The sequence below is a fragment of the Paracoccus sp. pheM1 genome, assembly GCF_018499825.1.
Classification (GTDB): Bacteria; Pseudomonadota; Alphaproteobacteria; order Rhodobacterales; family Rhodobacteraceae; genus Paracoccus; species Paracoccus versutus.
Genome location: NZ_JAGXCX010000002.1, coordinates 1,530,941 through 1,548,494, shown reverse-complemented (window position 1 = coordinate 1,548,494; position 17,554 = coordinate 1,530,941). Strand labels below are relative to the sequence as shown.

Here is a 17,554-nt window from a genome sequence, read left to right as displayed (position 1 = left end):
ACCGCTTCGGTCATAGGGCAAGGCCGGGCGGTTTTCAATCCGCTTGCTCAATATCCTGAACAGCAGCTTGCAACATGATTGCGCATGGGCAGGGGCCCTGCCCTAGCCTCCTCCTCCGCCGCCGCCGCCGAACAGCAGGTTGAAGAATCGCGAGCCGATGACGAACGAGCCGACGGTGACGATCCCCGCCGCCAGCGTCATCTTGGTTCCCAGGGGCACCTCTGCCCCGGTTTTGGTCCGGCCGAACAGCTGAAAGAAGAATGCCAGTATCACGACAAAGGACGGCAGCAGGTTTTCCAGCAAGGTATCCTTGCTCAGATAGGTCAGATAGGCGACCAGCAGCCCGATAAAGGAAAAGAATGTCAGCTCGAATGGGGCGAGAACCTTTTCCCCTTCATCGAAGCGGATGAAAAGCAGCAGGACCAGCGGAAAGGCGATCGCGAAGAATATGGCGGGGAGCAGGTCCGAAAGCGCCAAAAGGAAATTGAAAAGCGAAAGCTCGGCCCGTTCGACGATGTTGCCCCAGTTCAACGCCATCTATTCCTGCCCCAGCCGGCAAGGATCGCTGGCATAGCAACTGTTCAGGCGATCCTTGGAACTGGCGGCCTCGTCCCGATAGATGCCCATGAACTGGTCATAAAGCCTGTAATACCGGCTGGAGGACTTGTTCGACACCGAGCATTGCCCACGTTCCTCGGCGATCCGGTAGTCGTAATTGCTTTTCTCGTTCGGGGAAAGGTCGCCCCTGCCTGCGGCGGCGTTCACCCTGGCCTCGACAATAAGCAGATCCCGGCAGATCTGGTCTATCGACTCGTTGAACGCCTCGAGATAGGTGACCCGGTAGAGCTCCAGATCCCGGCGATACTTGATCAGGCTGTCCAGCTTTTTCAGGCTGTTATCGACCTGCGGAAAGGCTTCGCTCAGCAGCTGCCGCTGGGTCTGCACATTGATCGGGACCGGGAAGCCGAAATCGTCGCCCTCTTGGGCGAAGGCTCCCGTGCCCAGGGAAAAACCCGCCAGTAAAACGAATGCAACACGCATACCATTCCCCGATGTGGCGCGAATCCATGCTGCCACAATCCGGGGAATGTGTCATCCATCCATCTTCAACGCCTGGATGAATGCCGTCTGCGGGATCTCGACCTTGCCGAACTGGCGCATCTTCTTCTTGCCGGCCTTTTGCTTTTCCAGCAGCTTCTTCTTGCGCGTCGCGTCGCCGCCATAGCATTTCGCCGTCACGTCCTTGCGCATCGCCGACAGCGTCTCGCGCGCGATCACCCGGCTGCCGATGGCGGCCTGGATCGGGATCTTGAACATGTGGCGCGGGATAAGCTCTTTCAGCTTTTCCACCATCGCCCGGCCGCGGCTTTCGGCGCGGTCACGGTGGACCATGATCGACAGCGCATCCACCGGCTCGTCATTCACCAGGATCGACATCTTGACCAGATAATCCTCGCGATATTCCGAAAGCTGGTAATCGAAGCTGGCATAGCCCTTGGTCACGGATTTCAGCCGGTCGTAGAAATCGAACACCACCTCGGCCAGCGGCAGGTCATAGACCACCATCGCCCGGTTGCCGGCATAGGTCAGGTCCATCTGGATGCCGCGGCGGTCCTGGCAGAGCTTGAGCACGTCGCCCAGGTATTCGTCCGGCACCATGATCGTGGCCTTGATGCGCGGCTCTTCGATATGGTCGACATGGGTCAGGTCGGGCATGTCGGCGGGGTTGTGCAACTCGCGCACCTCGCCGTCGCGCATGTGCAGGCGGAACACCACCGAGGGCGCGGTGGTGATCAGGTCGAGGTCGTATTCGCGCTCCAGCCGGTCGCGGATCACCTCGAGGTGCAGAAGGCCCAGGAAGCCGCAGCGGAAGCCGAACCCCAGCGCGGCCGAGGTCTCCATCTCGTAGGAAAAGCTCGCGTCGTTCAGCGCCAGCTTCTCGATGGCGTCGCGCAGCGCCTCGAAGTCGTTGGCATCGACCGGGAAGAGGCCGCAGAAGACCACCGGCTGCGCCGGCTTGAAGCCCGGCAGCGGCTTGTCGGTGCCCTTGCGCTCATGCGTGATGGTGTCGCCGACGCGGGTGTCGCGCACCTGCTTGATCGAGGCGGTCAAGACGCCGATCTCGCCCGGCCCCAGCTCGGCGATGTCCTGCATCTGCGGGCGCAGCACCGCCAGTTTGTCGATGCCGTAGACCGCATTGGTCTGCATCATGCGGATGCGGTCGCCCTTGCGGATCACCCCGTCCATGACCCGGATCATCACCACGACGCCCAGATAGGGGTCATACCACGAATCGACCAGCATCGCCTTCAGCGGCGCGTCGCGGTCGCCCTTGGGCGCCGGCAGGCGGGTGACGATGGCCTCCAGCACGTCGGGGATGCCAAGCCCGGTCTTGGCCGAGATCTCGATGGCGTCCTGGGCGTCGATGCCGATCACGTCCTCGATCTGTTCCTTGACGCGGTCGGGCTCGGCCGCGGGCAGGTCGATCTTGTTCAGCACCGGCACGATCTCGTGCCCGGCGTCGATGGCCTGGTAGACATTGGCCAGCGTCTGCGCCTCGACCCCCTGGGTCGCGTCCACGACCAGAAGCGAGCCCTCGACCGCGCGCATCGACCGGCTGACCTCATAGGCGAAGTCCACGTGGCCGGGGGTGTCGATCAGGTTCAGCACATAGGTGCGCCCGTCCTTCGCCGGGTATTCGATGCGCACGGTGTTGGCCTTGATGGTGATGCCCCGCTCGCGCTCGATATCCATGCTGTCGAGCAGCTGGGCCTTCATGTCGCGTTCGGCGACCGTGCCCGTCAACTGGATCAGGCGGTCGGCCAGGGTGGATTTGCCGTGGTCGATATGGGCCACGATCGAGAAATTGCGGATGAGGTCAAGGTCGGTCATGGCCGGGCTATACAAGGGCTTTGGCGTTGCGGAAAGGGGGTTCATGCGGCCGTGACAAAGCCGGCCTCGCGCAGCCGGCGCCGGCGCAGCGCGGCCTCGCGCCACATGGTATAGCAGCCCGAGACGACGATCAGCCCGGCGCCCAGAAGCGTGGGCAGGTCGGGACGTTCGTCGAAGACCAGGAAGGCCAGGATCAGCGCAAAGACCAGCCGGGAATAGCGATAGGGCGCGATGGCCGAAGCCTCGCCGATGCGGGTGGCGGCGACCAGCAGGGCATAGCCGCCGACACCGACGACCATGCAGCCCGCCAGCTGGCCCAGCTGCACGGCACCGGGCCGCGCAAGCGGCTGGCCCAGGGCGGCCCACATGGCGAGCCCGCCCAGCATGATCGCCAGAAAGGCCGAGCCGGCGATCTGGTCCGAGGGGATGCTGTCGGGGATGCGGCGCGTCGCCAGGTCGCGCACCACCAGCGCCACCACGGCAAGCAGGGCCATCAGCGAGACCGGCTGGAAGCCCGCAAATCCCGGCCGCACGATCAGCAGCACGCCCGCGAAGCCCACGGCGATCGCGCTGCAGCGACGCCAGCCCACCGGCTCGCCCAGAAACAGCGCCGCGCCCAGGACGATGAAAAGCGGCAGCGCCTGCAGGATCGCCGAGGTCGAGGAAAGCTCGCTCAGCGCCAGCGCCACGGTAAAGCCGATGGCGCCCACCACCTCGCCCAGGTTGCGCAAGAGCAGCAGCGGATGCAGCAGCTGGCGCGTCCAGAAGCGCCGCCGCCGACGCAGGAGCGAGGCCCAGAAGGCCAGGAAACCCATGCCGCCCACCATGGCCAGAACCTGCGCATAGGGCAGGCCCATGGTCATCAGCTTGACGAACATGTCCTCGAAGGCGAACAGCGCCATGGACAGGACCATCAGGATCGCGCCACGGAAGTTTTCAGTGACCATCGGTCGCAGCCTCATGTGGGGGAGTTGCGCCCGCGGCGCCTTGGCGCGATCATAGCCGCGTTGCCGGGCAGGCGAAAGGTCCGGGCAGGCGAAAGGATGCACCGATGAAATTCCGCGTCGAGGACATGAGCTGCGGCCATTGCACCGCCGCCATCGAAAAGGCGGTGGCCGAGGCGGGCGGCAGGGCCGCGACCGACCTCGCCGGCCGCAGCGTCACGGTCGAGGGGCTGGATGCCGCCCGCGCGGCCGAGGTGATTCGCGAAGCCGGCTATACGCCGGAACCGGCCTGAGCGCATATCTTGGGGCGCGCGCGCCCGCAGCCGCCATCCTTGGATCCCCTGCGCCGCCCCGCCGCAATTGAGGCGATGGGCGGCTTCTGCTAAGCTGCGCCGGACAAGAACGCGGCCGAAAGAGGGTGCCCAGCCCCGCTGCCGTGGCAGGAGCCGAGGAGACAGAGATGTTCAACCGATTGATGATCGCCGCCGCCGCGGTGGTGCTGGCCACGCCGCTCGCCGTGGCGGGCCCGATCGATTCCGCCTGCGTCCGTTCGGAACGCGGTGCCCGCAACGGCCAGGCCTGCCGCTGCATCCAGCAGGTCGCCGACCAGACGCTGTCGCGCTCGGACCAGCGGCGCGCGGCCCGCTTCTTCCGCGACGCCGATGCGGCGCAAGAGGTGCGGATGTCGAAAAGCGACGCCGACAACGCCTTCTGGGCGCGCTACAAGAGTTTCGCCGCCGCGGCCGAGGCCTATTGCACGCGCTGAGGCGGGGATGCGCATCACCGTGCTGACGGGGGCCGGCATCTCGGCCGAAAGCGGGATCAGGACGTTCCGCGCCACCGACGGGCTGTGGGAAGAGCATCGCATCGAGGATGTCGCGACGCCCGAGGGCTTCCGCCGCGACCCGGCGCTGGTGCATCGCTTCTACAACCAGCGCCGCGCCGATGCCGCCCGCGCCCGGCCCAATGCGGCGCATCGGGCGCTGGCGCGGCTGGCGCAGCGCCACGAGCTGACCCTGGTCACGCAGAACGTGGACGACCTGCACGAACGCGGCGGCTCGCCCGAGGTGATCCACATGCACGGCAGCCTGCTCGGCGCGCTCTGCGCCGGCTGCGGGCACCGCTGGCCGGCGGCGCTGGTGATGCGCCCGCCCGATCCCTGCCCGGCCTGCGGCCAGGCCCTGGCCCGGCCCGACATCGTCTGGTTCGGCGAGATCCCCTATCACATGGAGCGGATCTGGCAAGCGGTCGAAAGCGCCGAACTCTTCGCCGCCATCGGCACCTCGGGCCTGGTCTATCCGGCCGCGGGCCTTGCCCAGCACGCCCGCCGCAACGGCGCCGAGACGATCGAGCTGAACCTGGCGACCTCGGCCGTCAGCCGCGACTTCTCCGACCGCCGCACCGGCCCCGCCACCCTGGTGGTGCCGGAATGGGTCGATGCACTCTGCGGCTGACCCCTCCCGCGTTTTTCTCCGTTGCGAAAATACCCCGGGGGAACGCCGGGCCGGCCCCATCGAGGGGCCGGCCCGGCGTGGGGGCAGAGCCCCCAGGCACCCCCTGCAACCCGCACCGCGCTTGACCAGGGCGGCGCAATCCGCCACCCCTGGCCTGCGCCCCGCAACCCCAAGGCCCGCCATGACCCGCACCATCCTTGCCAATGCCCGCCTGATCCTGCCCGAGACCGTAACCCCCGGCGCGCTGGTGCTGGAAGCCGGCGCCATCACCGCGATCCAGCCGGGCAACGCCGTGCCGGCCGGCGCGCTGGACATGCAGGGCGACTTCATCGCCCCCGGCATGGTCGAGCTGCATACCGACAACCTGGAGCGCCATATCCGCCCCCGCCCCGGCGTGGACTGGCCCCATGCCGGCGCCATCCTCGCCCATGACGCCGAACTGGCGGGCTGCGGCATCACCACGGTCTTCGACGCCATGCGCGTGGGCTCGATCCCGAACGAGGGGCCGGACCAGGATTACGACAAATATGCCCGCGAGCTGGCGCATGAACTCGCCGCGCTACGGGCGCGGGGCGCCTTGCGCATCAGCCATTTCCTGCACCTGCGCGCCGAGATCTGCTCGCAAACCCTGCTGGCCGAGCTGGACGAATTCGGCCCCGAGGACCGGGTCGGCATCATCAGCCTGATGGACCACACCCCCGGCCAGCGCCAGTTCCGCGACATCTCGAAGCTCGCGCAATACGTGCAGGGCAAGTACAAGCTCTCGGACGCGGCCTTCGCCGAGCATGTCGCACGGCTGCAAGACCTGCGCGCCCGCTTCGGCGACCGTCACGAGGCGGCGGCGGTCGAGATCGCGCATCGGCTGGGCGCGGTGCTGGCCAGCCATGACGACACCACGGCCGCCCATGTCGCGCTTTCGGCCGGCCATGGCGTGCGGCTGGCCGAGTTCCCGACCACGCCCGAGGCGGCGGCCGCCTGCCACGACCACGGCATCATGGTGATGATGGGCGCGCCCAACCTGATCCGCGGCGGCAGCCATTCCGGCAATGTCTCGGCGGCGGAGCTGGCGCGGGCCGGGCACCTGGACATCCTGTCCTCGGATTACGTGCCCTCGGGGCTCCTGGCCGGGGCGCTGATCCTGGCGCGGATCTGGGACGACCTGCCGCGCGCCATGGCGACGGTGACGGCCAATCCGGCGCAAGCGGCCGGGCTGAACGATCGCGGCCGCCTGGCGCCGGGGCTGCGCGCCGACCTGATCCGCTTTGCCATGCTGGACGAGGTGACGCCGGTCATGCGCGAGACCTGGGTGCGCGGGCGCCGGGTCTGATGCCGCGAACCTGCGAAAATTCGCAATTTCCTTGACCTGGATCAAGCCGTTCCGGCCGGCACCGGGCTAGCCATGCCCGGCCCAGAAGGAGTGCGAACCATGAGCTACAAGGCAAAGATCGACGAGATGCGCGGCGAATTGCGGGTGATGAACAAGGCCATCCCCGACACCACAAAGGGCTTCGGCGCGCTGACCAGGACGGTGCATGACGGCGGCGTGCTGGACGCCAAGACCAAGGAGTTCATCGCCGTCGGCATGGCCATCGTCCAGCGCTGCGAGCCCTGCATCCTGTTCCATGTCGAGGCGCTGATGAAGGCCGGCGCCACCCGCGAGGAACTGGGCGACGTGCTGTCCATGGCGATCCAGATGAGCGGCGGGCCCGGCCTGATGTATGCCGGCCGGGCGCTGGCCTGCTGGGACGAGCTGGCGGCGGGCTGATCCCGCCGCCGCAAGGCGCGCTCAGGTGATGACGTCGGGCGCGGCGCGGCCGGTGCGGGCGCGGATGCCGGCGATCTCCTCGGCGGCGGCGATGACCGCGGCCAGCGCCTGTTGCGGGTCGTCCTGCATCCGGGCCGGGTCGGTCTCGACCCGCTCCAGGTAGACGCGCAGCGTCGCCCCCTCGGTCCCGGTGCCCGACAGGCGCAGCACGATGCGGCCGCCGCCCTCGGTCATGATGCGCAGGCCCTGCCCCTCGCTGCGCGAGCCGTCCACCGGGTCGTCATAGGCGAACTCGTCCGCCGCCTCGATCCGCAGCCCGGCGGCGCTCCGGCCCGGCAATTCGGCCAGCCGGTCGCGCAGGGCCGCCATCAGCTCGGCCGCGGCCGCCGCATCCACCGCCTCGTAATCGTGGCGCGAGTAATAGTTGCGGCCGTATCGGGCCCAATGGTCGGCCATGATCTCGGCCACGGACTGCCGGCGCTCGGCCAGCAGGTTCAGCCAGAACAGCACCGCCCAGAGCCCGTCCTTTTCCCGCACATGGTCCGAGCCGGTGCCGGCGCTTTCCTCGCCGCAGAGCGTGGCACGGCCGGCATCGAGCAGGTTGCCGAAGAACTTCCAGCCGGTGGGCGTCTCGTAGCAGGCGATCCCAAGGCTCTCGGCCACCCGGTCCAGCGCGCGCGAGGTCGGCATCGACCGCGCCACCCCCTTCAGCCCGCCGGCATAGGCCGGGACCAGCGTGGCATTGGCCGCCAGCACCGCGAGGCTGTCCGAGGGCGTGACGTAGCAGCCCCGCCCGACGATCATGTTGCGGTCGCCGTCGCCATCCGAGGCGGCGCCGAAATCCGGCGCGCCCTCGCCGAACATCGCCTGCATCAGATCCTTGGCCCAGATCGGGTTCGGGTCCGGGTGGCCGCCGCCGAAATCGGGGCTCGGGACAGCATTCACCACCGAGCCCGCGGGCGCCCCCAGCGCCCCTTCCAGGATCGCCCTGGCATAGGGGCCGGTCACGGCATGCATGGCATCGAAGCGGATGCGAAAGCCGTCCGCGAACAGCGCGCGGATCTTGGCGAAATCGAAGATCTGCGCCATCAGCGCCTGGTAGTCGGCGACGGGATCGACGACCTCGACCTCCATGCCGCCCAGGGTGGTGGTGCCGGGCCGGGACAGGTCCACGTCCTGCGCGTCGAGGATGCGGTATTCCGTCAGCGCCTTGGTCGCCTCGAAGATCGCCTCGGTCACGGGCTCGGGCGCGGGGCCGCCGTTGGCGGTGTTGTACTTGACGCCGAAATCCTCGGTCGGGCCGCCGGGGTTGTGGCTGGCGGACATGATGATGCCGCCGTCCGCGCCGCGCAGCCGGATCAGGTGCGAGGCGGCGGGGGTGGACAGCAGCGCGTTCTGGCCGACGATCACCTTCTTCGCCCCGCTGGCCGCCGCCATGCGCAGGATGACCTGCGCGGCGCGGTCGCCGAAATAGCGCCCGTCGCCGCCCAGCACATAGGTCTTGCCCGCGGCGCCGCCGGTGCCGTTCCAGATCGCCTGGACGAAGTTTTCCAGGTAATGCGGCTCGATGAAGACCGGGGTCTTCTTGCGCAGGCCCGAGGTGCCGGGCTTCTGGCCCGCGATGGGCTGGGTCGGGACGGTGTGAACGGTCATGGACCTCTCCTTAGCGTTCGTGGTCGCGCATGATGCTGGCAGTCCGCGCGACCGAGGGCAATGCCGGGAAATCCCCGGCCGCCGCCGGCAGGCGCAGCTGCCAGTTCGGATATTCGCCGACCGTGCCGGGCAGGTTCGGCTGGTCGGCCATATCGAGCAGCAATTCCGCCTGCACCGCCACCAGAAGCGACGGCGTGCAGGCCAGGAAATCGTGCAGCGCATCGACGCCGGGATCGGGCAGCAGCCGGTCGAAGGCGGCGACCTCCTCGGCGCGTTCCTGCTGCTGGGCGGCGGTTTCCTGCCCGGCAATGCGGGCGCGGGCGGTTATGTCGGCGCCCTGCCGCCAGCCGCGCCAGGTCGGCAGGTCGTGGGTCGAGAAGCTGGCGATGGCGCCGCGGTCATAGGATTCCGCCGGGCGAAAGGCGGGCGGATGCCAGCCGTCGCGCTCGAACATCGCCACGCGGCAGCCGAGGATGCCCGAGACCGCCAGCGCCTCGCGCAGCCCCTCGGGGATATTGCCCAGATCCTCGCCGACGATGACCGCATTGCCGGCGCGCGCCGCCTCGATCCGGGCCACAGCCAGCATGGCGTCGCGCGGCATGGCGACATAGGCGCCGGGGGCAGCGTCGGGCACCCAATAGGCGCGCTCGAAGCCCAGGATGTGGTCGATGCGCAGCACGTCCGCGAATTGCAGCTGGCGGCGCAGGGTTTCCGCCAGCGGCGCATAGGCCCGCGCGCGCAGGCCCAGGGGGCTGAAGGGTGCGAGCGACCAGTTCTGCCCCTCGGGCGCAAAGGCGTCGGGCGGGGCGCCCAGCGAGGCGCCGAAGGCGAAGCTCGCGCGATCCTCCCATGTCTCGGCGCCGAAGGGATGGGTGCCGACGGCGAGGTCCAGGTAAAGCCCATGCGCCATGCCGCCGTCGCGCGCCGCCTGCCCGGCCGCCGCCAAGGCCCGCTCGGCCCGCCATTGCAGCCAGGCGTGAAAGCGCATCTCTGCGGCCAGCTCCGCCCGCGCGGCGATGGCAGCGGGCGTGTCGGGCGAGGCGAGCGTCGCCGGCCAATCGCCCCAGAAGGCACCCAGCCGCGCCGACAGCGCCTGATGCAGGGCAAAGCGTTGCAGGCCCTCGCCCTCGGCCGCCTGCCAGGCGTCGAAACCGGGATCGCCGGGGAAGGCGTCGTATTCCGCCCGCAGCGCCGCCATGCGGGCCGGAATGTCGCGGGCGTAATCGACGCGCGGGCCGGGCGTGCCCGCGCCGCCGGACAGGTGGATCACGTTCAGCCGCCGGCGGTGCGAGGGGGTATAGGGGCTGAAAAGCTGCGGCACGGTCGGGAAGCCGGCATGGACCGGGTTGATGCCCAGAAACGCCGCCCCCTTCCCGCCCATCCCCTGCGCCAGGGCCGCAAGGTCGGCATAGCTGCCGATCCCCGTTTCCGAGATGCCGTAAAGCGGCGCGACCAGCCCCCAGCAGCGCGCCGGCTCGGGCAGGCGCGGCGGCGCGGCGAGCAGCGTCAGCTCGCGCCCCTCGGCCCGCAGGCGATGGATGCCCAGCGGCAGCTCGGGCAAGGGGCCGTTGCCCTCGGCCTCGGCGCCATTCTCGAAGGTCAGCTGCCATTCGCCGAGGGACAGGTCCGGGCGCGAGCCGGCGGCGCAGATCACGTCCTGCGGCAGGCGGTCGGCATGGTCGTCCAGCGCCGCCTGCGCCTCGGCCGCGGTGGGCACGGCCAGGCCCATGGCGGCAAGCAGCGCCACCGCCGTCTCGACCGAGGTCGCGCGCCAGTGCCCGGCAAGGTCGTGAAAACCCGGCAGCACCCCCATCCGCTCCGCCAGGGCCAGGCGCGGGTCAGTCATCCTCGCGCTCCAGATCGAAGGCCAGGACGGATTGGCCATCCACCGCCAGCCGCTCGGCCTCGACCACATGCGGGGCCAGGTCGGGGCGGCTGGTGTCCAGGTGCAGCCGCCAGCGCCAGCCCGCGGGGCGTTCGGGCAGCACCACCTCCAGCGGGTCGCCGTTGTTGAAGACCAGGAACAGCGCCTCTTCGCGCTGCGCATATTCGGGGGTGCCGGCGGCCATGCGCAGCTCGGCGCAAAGCACGCGCAGCTGGGGGTTGCCCCAGTCGGCCGGCGTCATCTCGGCCCCGTCCGGGCGCAGCCAGAACAGGTCGGGCAGCCCGTCGGTCAGGCGCGGGCGCGAATGCAGGAAGCGTTTCTGCCGCAGGATCGGATGGGCGCGGCGAAAGGCGATGAGCTTGCGGGTGAAGTCCAGGAAGGCCGGGTCGGCGCCGTCCCATTGCACCCAGCCGATCTCGTTGTCCTGGCAATAGGCGTTGTTGTTGCCGGCCTGCGAATTGCCCAGCTCGTCCCCGGCCAGCAGCATGGGCGTGCCCTGCGACAAAAGCAGCGTCGCCAGCAGGTTGCGGCGCCGCCGCGCGCGGGCATCGAGGATCGCGGGATCGTCGCTGGGCCCCTCGGTGCCCATGTTGTCCGAGAAATTCTCGGAATGGCCGTCGCGGTTCTCCTCGCCATTGGCGGCGTTGTGTTTTTCGCAATAGCTGACCACGTCCATCAGCGTGAAGCCGTCATGCGCGGTCAGGAAGTTCACCGAGGCCGTGGCGGGCCGGCCGGAATGGTCGAACTGCCGGGCGGAACCCGCCATGCGGTCGGCAAGCTCGGGCACCTGCCGGGCGTCGCCGCGCCAGAAGCGGCGGATGCCGTCGCGATACTTGTCGTTCCATTCCAGGAAGGGCGGCGGGAAGCCGCCCAGCTGATAGCCGCCGGGGCCGATGTCCCAGGGTTCGGCGATCAGCTTGACCCGCGTCAGCACAGGATCCTGCCGGATCGCGTCGAAGAACGAGGCGCTGCGGTCGAAGCCGCCGCGCGCCCGCCGCCCCAGCGTCGCGCAGAGGTCGAAGCGGAATCCGTCCACATGCATGACCTCGACCCAATAGCGCAAGGAGTCCATGACCATGCGCAGCACCATCGGGTGGTTCACGTTCAGCGTGTTGCCGGTGCCGGTGTCGTTGATGTAATAGCGCGGATCCTCCTGCAGCCGGTAATAGCTGCGGTTGTCGAGGCCGCGGAAGCTCAGCGTCGGGCCAAGCTCGTTGCCCTCGCCGGTGTGGTTGTAGACCACGTCCATGATGACCTCGATGCCGGCGGCATGCATGCGGGCGACCATGTGCTGGAACTCGGCGATCTGATCCTTGGCCAGGTAGCGCGGATCGGGGGCGAAGAAGCCGAGCGTCTGGTAGCCCCAATAGTTCACCAGCCCCTTTTCCAGCAGGAAGCGGTCGTTGAGGAAGGCCTGCGCCGGCAGCAGCTCCAGCGCGGTGATGCCCAAGGATTGCAGATGCTCCAGCACCGGGTCCGAGGCGAGGCCCAGGAAGCTGCCGCGATACGGGACATCGGGGTGCGCTTCGGTGAGGCCCTTGACATGGGCCTCGTAGATCACCGTCTCGGCGATGTCGCGGCGCGGCGGCTGGTCGGCACCCCAGGCGAAGGAAGGATCCTCGACCACGCAGCGCGGCATGAAGCGGGCGCTGTCGCGGCGGTCAAAGCTCAGGTCGGATTCGGGCGCGCCGACGGTATAGCCCATCAGCGCGTCGTGCCAGACCGGGTGCCGGGTCAGCCGCTTGGCATAGGGATCGAGAAGCAGCTTGTGATAGTTGAAGCGGTGCCCCTCGGCGGGCGCATAGGGGCCGTCGGCGCGCAGCCCGTAAAGCTGGCCGGGGCGCAGGCCGGGGACATAGCCGTGCCAGACGTCGCCGTCGCGTTCGGGCAGGTCCAGCCGGTGCGTCTCGGTCCGGCCGTCGGGGGAAAACAGGCACAGCGTCACCCGCCGCGCATGTTCGGAAAACACGGCGAAGTTCACCCCCTCGCCGTCGAAGGTCGCGCCCAGCGGTTCCGCCCGGCCCTCGAGGATGCGCAGCAGGGTCATCAGGCGGCCATCGCCCCGAACAGCTGGGCATAGGCGCGGGCCGAGGCGTCCCAGCCCACCGGATGCGCCATGGCGTTTTCCATCATGCGGCTCCAGACCGCCGGCTGGCGCCAGAGCGCGCAAAGCCGGGACAGCGCGCGGGACAGCGCCTGGGCATCGACCGGGTGGAACTGCACCCCGGTCGCCACCCCCGCGGCCAGCCCGGCGGCCGAAGCGTTGATGACGGTATCGGCCAGCCCGCCGGTCAGCGCCACCAGCGGCAGGGTGCCGAAGCGCAGCCCGTAAAGCTGGGTCAGCCCGCAGGGCTCGAAGCGCGAGGGCACCAGGATGGCGTCGCCGCCGGCGATCATGCGGCGCGACAGCGGCTCGTCATAGCCCAGCCGCAAGGCCACGCCGGGATGGCGGGCGGCAGCCTGGGAAAAGGCGGCCTCGAGCCCAGGGTCGCCCGAGCCCAGCACCGCCAGCTGGCCGCCGTTGTCGAGCAGCGTGGGCAGCGCCTCGATCAGCAGGTCCAGCCCCTTCTGCCCGGTCAGGCGCGAGACGACGACGCAAAGCGGCCCATCCGCATCCGGCAGGCCGAACTCGTCGCGCAGCGCGGCGCGGTGGGGCGCCTTGCCCTCGGGCGTGGCATAGGGCGGCTTCCAGGCGTCCAGGTCGATGCCGTTCAGGATGCCGGTGAAGTCGGCGGCGCGGTCGGCCAGCACCCCCTCCATCCCCATGCCGTATTCGGGGGTCATCAGCTCCTCGGCATAGGTGGGGCTGACGGTCGAGACCTTGTCGGCAAAGACGATCCCCGCCTTCAGCGCCGAGATCCGGCCCCAATATTCGAAGCCGCGCGGATTGAAGAGATGCGCCGGCAGTTGCAGCGCCGACAGCATATGCGCCGGCGCAAGGCCCTGGAAGGCGATGTTGTGGATGGTCAGCAGCGTCCGCACGTCCCGCACGCCCGCCTGGCGCAGATAGACCGGGGTCAGCCCCGCCTGCCAGTCGTGCAGGTGCAGCACCTGCGGCCGCCAGCCCTCGACCCCCTCGGCGGCGATCAGGGCGGCGGCCTTGCACAGCGCGGCGAAACGCTGCGGATTGTCGGGCCAGTCGCGGCCGTCCGGGCCCAGGTAGATGCCGCCCTGCCGGTCGAAAAGATGCGGCGCGTCCAGGATGTAGAGCACCGCCTTTCCCAGCGCGCCGCGCCGGATGCGGGCCGGGCCGCCGAACAGCTCCAGGATCTCGCGCACCACCGGGGCCTTGGCCGCGGCCCCCAGCACCGCCGGATAGCCGGGCAGCAGCACCCGCATCCCGACCCCCTGCCCGGCCAGCGCCGCCGGCAGCGCGCCCGCCACGTCGGCAAGGCCGCCGGTCTTGACCAGCGGCACGCATTCCGAGGCGACGGACAGAACCCTTGTCATAAAGACGCTTCCCTTCGATCCAGCATGTCCTGCGTGATCAGCGTGACACCCCCTTCCGAGACGCGGAACCATTTCGCGTCCTCTTCCGGGTCTTCGCCGACGACCAGCCCTTCGGGGATTCGAACGGCGCGGTCAATGACCACATTGGTCAAACGCGCGTGTCGGGCGACATTGGCATAGGGCAACACCACCGCGCGCTCCAGGCTGGAATAGGAATTGGTGTGGACCTGGGTGAACAGCAGCGACTCGCGGATCTCGCTGCCCGAGATGATGCAGCCGCCCGAGATCAGCGAACTGACGGCGCTGCCGCGGCGGTCGGGCTCGTCATGGATGAACTTGGCCGGCGGCACCAGTTCGGAATAGGTCCAGATCGGCCAGTCGCGGTCCCACAGGTTCAGGTCCGGGTTGAAGTCGGTCAGGTCGATATTCGCCCGCCAGAAGGCATCGACCGTGCCCACGTCGCGCCAATAGACCGGCTCGCCGTCCGAGCGCACGCAGCTGTCGGCAAAGCGATGCGCCTGCGCCTTGCCGTCCCTGACGATCTGGGGGATCAGGTCGTTGCCGAAATCATGGCTGGAATTGTCGTCCTGCATGTCGCGGATCAGCAGGTCGCGCAGGAAGTCCCAGCGAAAGACATAGATCCCCATCGAGGCCAGCGTCACCTCGGGGTCGTCCGGCGTTCCCGGCGGATCGGCGGGCTTTTCCAGGAAGCTGGTGATGACATCGTTGCCGTCCACCGCCATGACGCCAAAGGCCGATGCCTCGGCCCGCGGCACGGTCAGGCAGCCGATGGTCACGTCCGCGCCCGCCTCGACATGATGGCGGATCATCAGCTCGTAATCCATCTTGTAGATATGATCGCCGGCCAGGATCAGCACGTAGTCGACGCCGTAGCTGTCGATGATGTCGATGTTCTGCGCCACCGCATCGGCCGTGCCGCGATACCACATCGATTCGTCGTAACGCTGCGAGGCGGGCAGAATGTCCAGGAACTCGTTGCGCTCGGCGCGAAAGAAGTTCCAGCCGCGCTGGACGTGGCGGATCAGGCTGTGGGCCTTGTATTGCGTGGCCAGCGCCATCTTGCGGATGCCCGAGTTCAGCGCATTCGACAGCGCGAAGTCGATGATCCGCGACTTGCCGCCGAAATAGACCGCCGGCTTCACGCGCTTGTCGGTCAGCTCGCGCAGGCGCGAGCCGCGGCCGCCGGCCAGAATGAAGGCCATGGATCTTCTGGAAAGCCTTTCCTCACGCGGTGCCATCTCTCTGCCCTCCCCCTTTTTGCCCGGCGCGCGGGTGTGGTTGCTATGATGTCGTCCTGTCGTCCTTGATGAAGATCAGCGTCGAAAGCGGCGGCAGCACCAGGTCCGCATGGGCGGGCTGGCCGTGGCTTTCGCCCGGCAGGGCGGTGACGCGGCCCAGGTTGCCGCGCCCGGCGCCGCCATAGACCTCGGCATCGCTGTTCAGCACCTCGCGCCACAGGCCCGGCTGCGGAAAGCCCATGCGCCAGCCGCTGCGCTCGACCGGGGTGAAGTTGCAGACCACCACCACCTCGGCATCGCCCGGACCCCCGCGCCGCACCCAGGCATAGATGGAATGGGCGGCATCATCGGCCTCGATCCACTGGAAGCCCGCGCCGTCGCAATCATGCGCGTAAAGCGCGGGCGTCGCGCGATAGATCGCGTTCAGGTCGCGCACCAGCAATTGCATGCCGTAATGCAGCGGGTTGCCGATGCAGGCCCAGTCGATCTCGGCATCGTGGTTCCATTCCGACCCTTGGGCGAATTCCTGGCCCATGAACAGCAGCTTCTTGCCCGGATGGCCCCACATGAAGCCGTAATAGGCGCGCAGGTTGGCGAATTTCTCCCATTCGCTGCCAGGCATCTTGGCCAGCATCGAGCCCTTGCCGTGGACCACCTCGTCATGGCTGATCGGCAGGATGAAATTCTCGCTGAAGGCGTAATGCAGGCCGAAGGTCATCTGGTGGTGATGGTGCTTGCGATGGATCGGCTCGCGCTTGATGTAATCCAGCGTGTCGTTCATCCAGCCCATGTTCCACTTGAAGCCGAAGCCCAGCCCGCCTTCATGCACCGGGCGCGAGACCCTGGGATAGCTGGTCGATTCCTCGGCCACGGTCATGATCCCCGGTTCCTCGCCATAGGTCAGGCGGTTCATCGCCTGCAGCATGGCAATGGCTTCGTAATTCTCGCGCCCGCCGTCCTTGTTGGGCACCCATTGGCCCTCGGCGCGGGAATAGTCGCGGTAGAGCATCGAGGCCACCGCATCCACCCGCAGCCCGTCCAGGTGATATTCCCTGAGCCAATACAAGGCATTGGCGGTCAGGTAATTCATCACCTCGGCCCGGCCGTAATTGTAGATCAGCGTGTTCCAGTCCTGGTGGAAGCCCTCGCGCGGGTCGGCATGTTCGTAAAGCGCGGTGCCGTCGAACTGCACCAGCCCGTGCGGGTCGGTGGGGAAATGGCCGGGCACCCAGTCGAGGATCACCCCCAGCCCGGCCTTGTGCGCGGCGTTCACCAGGTCGCGGAACTCGTGCGGCGGGCCGAAGCGGATCGTCGGCGCGAACAGCCCGACCGGCTGGTAGCCCCAGGAGCCGTCAAAGGGATATTCGCTGATCGGCAGCAGCTCGATATGGGTAAAGCCCATGTCCTTGGCGTAATCGACCAGCTCGACCGCCGCCTCGCGGTATGAGATCGGGCGGCCGCCGTCCTTCCTGCGCCAGCTGCCCAGATGCACCTCGTAGATCGAGATCGGGCGGTCGATGCGCTGCGCCTCGGCCCGCGTGCCCATCCAGCCATGGTCCGACCAGCCATAGCCCGCAATGTCGCGCACGACCGAGGCCGTGGCCGGCGGGTGCTGGGCGCCGAAGCCGACCGGATCGGCCTTTTGCGCCAACCCGCCATAGGCGCCGAGGATCTCGTATTTATAGGCGGTGCCATCGCCCAGGCCGGGCATGAAGATCTCCCAAACGCCGGTCGCGCCGCGGCGGCGCATGACATGGCGCCGCCCGTCCCAGGCGTTGAAATCCCCGATCAGCGAGACGCGGCGGGCATTGGGCGCCCAGACCGCGAAATGCGTGCCGGCCGTGCCCTGGTGTTCGATCACATGCGCCCCGAGCGCCTGCCACAGCCCATGGTGCCGCCCCTCGCCCAGCAGGTGTTCGTCAAGCTCGCCCAAGACCGGGCCGAAGCGATAGGCGTCCTCGACCAGCCATTCCTCGCCGTCGCGCCGCCCGCGCAAGAGATAGGGTTCCGCGCCCGGCACCATGCCATGGAACAGGCCGGGATAGCCCTCGACCGGGTCCAGCGGATGCGCCTTGCCGCCCGCCATGGCCGCCATCTCCTGCGCGCCGGGATCGAAGGCGGTGACATGGCGCGTGCCGCCCCGCGGATGCGGGCCAAGAACGGCGAAGGGATCGTCGAAGCGTCCCTCGGCGATGCGGCTCAGCACCGCGGGGTCGGCGATATCATCCGGGTCGATCTGCGCCATGGTTCCC

At 68.5% G+C, this 17,554-nt stretch carries 15 protein-coding genes; 5 read left to right on the top strand and 10 right to left on the bottom strand.

Annotated features, from left to right (window positions below; genetic code table 11):
* Positions 1–102: 102 nt before the first annotated feature.
* From KF941_RS21680 to KF941_RS21665, 4 genes are read right to left on the bottom strand one after another with little or no spacing between them, the layout of a single operon-like run.
* Positions 103–537, bottom strand: a complete 435-nt coding sequence (locus tag KF941_RS21680; protein ID WP_214274480.1) for a hypothetical protein — start codon at positions 535–537, stop codon at positions 103–105.
* On the bottom strand, positions 538–1,041 hold the full coding sequence (locus tag KF941_RS21675; protein ID WP_214274479.1) for a hypothetical protein: 504 nt from the start codon (positions 1,039–1,041) through the stop codon (positions 538–540). It abuts the gene before it with no gap.
* Positions 1,042–1,092: 51 nt separating this feature from the next.
* A complete protein-coding gene (gene lepA, locus KF941_RS21670; RefSeq protein WP_036753359.1) occupies positions 1,093–2,892 on the bottom strand; it encodes a translation elongation factor 4 in 1,800 nt (599 codons plus the stop codon).
* Positions 2,893–2,933: 41 nt separating this feature from the next.
* Positions 2,934–3,839, bottom strand: coding sequence for a DMT family transporter (locus KF941_RS21665; RefSeq protein ID WP_116220673.1), 906 nt, complete (start codon positions 3,837–3,839; stop codon positions 2,934–2,936).
* Between the two features lie 104 nt (positions 3,840–3,943).
* Here KF941_RS21665 and KF941_RS21660 point away from each other — a divergent pair, with 104 nt between their 5' ends.
* The 5 genes from KF941_RS21660 to KF941_RS21640 all read left to right on the top strand — a co-directional run bounded on the left by KF941_RS21660 (position 3,944) and on the right by KF941_RS21640 (position 7,055).
* Entirely contained in the window at positions 3,944–4,129 is a 186-nt protein-coding gene (locus KF941_RS21660; protein WP_036753366.1) for a heavy-metal-associated domain-containing protein, read from the top strand.
* 167 nt (positions 4,130–4,296) lie between these two features.
* Positions 4,297–4,602 carry a hypothetical protein gene (locus tag KF941_RS21655; protein WP_214274478.1) on the top strand — a complete coding sequence of 102 codons (306 nt, stop codon included), beginning with the start codon at positions 4,297–4,299 and terminating at the stop codon, positions 4,600–4,602.
* Positions 4,603–4,609: 7 nt separating this feature from the next.
* Positions 4,610–5,290 carry an NAD-dependent deacylase gene (locus tag KF941_RS21650; RefSeq protein WP_214274477.1) on the top strand — a complete coding sequence of 227 codons (681 nt, stop codon included), beginning with the start codon at positions 4,610–4,612 and terminating at the stop codon, positions 5,288–5,290.
* 181 nt (positions 5,291–5,471) lie between these two features.
* Positions 5,472–6,617, top strand: a complete 1,146-nt coding sequence (locus KF941_RS21645; protein WP_214274476.1) for an alpha-D-ribose 1-methylphosphonate 5-triphosphate diphosphatase — start codon at positions 5,472–5,474, stop codon at positions 6,615–6,617.
* Between the two features lie 99 nt (positions 6,618–6,716).
* Complete coding sequence (locus KF941_RS21640) at positions 6,717–7,055, top strand: carboxymuconolactone decarboxylase family protein (protein ID WP_036753378.1); 339 nt, start codon at positions 6,717–6,719, stop codon at positions 7,053–7,055.
* A gap of 21 nt (positions 7,056–7,076) precedes the next feature.
* On the opposite strand, the gene KF941_RS21635 is transcribed toward KF941_RS21640, so the two are convergent.
* From KF941_RS21635 to glgB, 6 genes are read right to left on the bottom strand one after another with little or no spacing between them, the layout of a single operon-like run.
* Complete coding sequence (locus tag KF941_RS21635; protein ID WP_214274475.1) at positions 7,077–8,708, bottom strand: alpha-D-glucose phosphate-specific phosphoglucomutase; 1,632 nt, start codon at positions 8,706–8,708, stop codon at positions 7,077–7,079.
* Between the two features lie 10 nt (positions 8,709–8,718).
* Positions 8,719–10,554: a 4-alpha-glucanotransferase gene (locus KF941_RS21630; RefSeq protein WP_214274474.1), complete on the bottom strand. Its 1,836-nt coding sequence runs from the start codon at positions 10,552–10,554 to the stop codon at positions 8,719–8,721.
* Positions 10,547–12,640 (bottom strand): glycogen debranching protein GlgX, encoded by a 2,094-nt coding sequence (gene glgX / locus KF941_RS21625; RefSeq protein ID WP_214274473.1) that lies wholly within the window; start codon positions 12,638–12,640, stop codon positions 10,547–10,549. The genes KF941_RS21630 and glgX overlap by 8 nt, the downstream gene beginning before the upstream one ends.
* On the bottom strand, positions 12,640–14,043 hold the full coding sequence (gene glgA, locus KF941_RS21620; protein ID WP_214274472.1) for a glycogen synthase GlgA: 1,404 nt from the start codon (positions 14,041–14,043) through the stop codon (positions 12,640–12,642). Before glgA ends, glgX begins: the two co-directional genes overlap by 1 nt.
* Positions 14,040–15,302, bottom strand: coding sequence for a glucose-1-phosphate adenylyltransferase (gene glgC / locus KF941_RS21615; protein WP_072462239.1), 1,263 nt, complete (start codon positions 15,300–15,302; stop codon positions 14,040–14,042). Before glgC ends, glgA begins: the two co-directional genes overlap by 4 nt.
* 43 nt (positions 15,303–15,345) lie before the next feature.
* Positions 15,346–17,547 (bottom strand): 1,4-alpha-glucan branching protein GlgB, encoded by a 2,202-nt coding sequence (gene glgB, locus KF941_RS21610; RefSeq protein ID WP_214274471.1) that lies wholly within the window; start codon positions 17,545–17,547, stop codon positions 15,346–15,348.
* Positions 17,548–17,554: the final 7 nt, after the last annotated feature.

Excerpts from the sequence above, each read along its gene's own strand:
- glgC (WP_072462239.1), bottom strand. The coding sequence starts at position 15,302 with ATGGCACCGCGTGAGGAAAGGCTTTCCAGAAGATCCATGGCCTTCATT.
- KF941_RS21640 (WP_036753378.1), top strand. The coding sequence starts at position 6,717 with ATGAGCTACAAGGCAAAGATCGACGAGATGCGCGGCGAATTGCGGGTG.
- KF941_RS21650 (WP_214274477.1), top strand. The coding sequence starts at position 4,610 with ATGCGCATCACCGTGCTGACGGGGGCCGGCATCTCGGCCGAAAGCGGG.
- glgB (WP_214274471.1), bottom strand. The coding sequence starts at position 17,547 with ATGGCGCAGATCGACCCGGATGATATCGCCGACCCCGCGGTGCTGAGC.
- KF941_RS21675 (WP_214274479.1), bottom strand. The coding sequence starts at position 1,041 with ATGCGTGTTGCATTCGTTTTACTGGCGGGTTTTTCCCTGGGCACGGGA.
- KF941_RS21660 (WP_036753366.1), top strand. The coding sequence starts at position 3,944 with ATGAAATTCCGCGTCGAGGACATGAGCTGCGGCCATTGCACCGCCGCC.
- glgX (WP_214274473.1), bottom strand. The coding sequence starts at position 12,640 with ATGACCCTGCTGCGCATCCTCGAGGGCCGGGCGGAACCGCTGGGCGCG.
- KF941_RS21680 (WP_214274480.1), bottom strand. The coding sequence starts at position 537 with ATGGCGTTGAACTGGGGCAACATCGTCGAACGGGCCGAGCTTTCGCTT.
- KF941_RS21665 (WP_116220673.1), bottom strand. The coding sequence starts at position 3,839 with ATGGTCACTGAAAACTTCCGTGGCGCGATCCTGATGGTCCTGTCCATG.
- glgA (WP_214274472.1), bottom strand. The coding sequence starts at position 14,043 with ATGACAAGGGTTCTGTCCGTCGCCTCGGAATGCGTGCCGCTGGTCAAG.
- KF941_RS21630 (WP_214274474.1), bottom strand. The coding sequence starts at position 10,554 with ATGACTGACCCGCGCCTGGCCCTGGCGGAGCGGATGGGGGTGCTGCCG.
- KF941_RS21645 (WP_214274476.1), top strand. The coding sequence starts at position 5,472 with ATGACCCGCACCATCCTTGCCAATGCCCGCCTGATCCTGCCCGAGACC.
- KF941_RS21635 (WP_214274475.1), bottom strand. The coding sequence starts at position 8,708 with ATGACCGTTCACACCGTCCCGACCCAGCCCATCGCGGGCCAGAAGCCC.
- KF941_RS21655 (WP_214274478.1), top strand. The coding sequence starts at position 4,297 with ATGTTCAACCGATTGATGATCGCCGCCGCCGCGGTGGTGCTGGCCACG.
- lepA (WP_036753359.1), bottom strand. The coding sequence starts at position 2,892 with ATGACCGACCTTGACCTCATCCGCAATTTCTCGATCGTGGCCCATATC.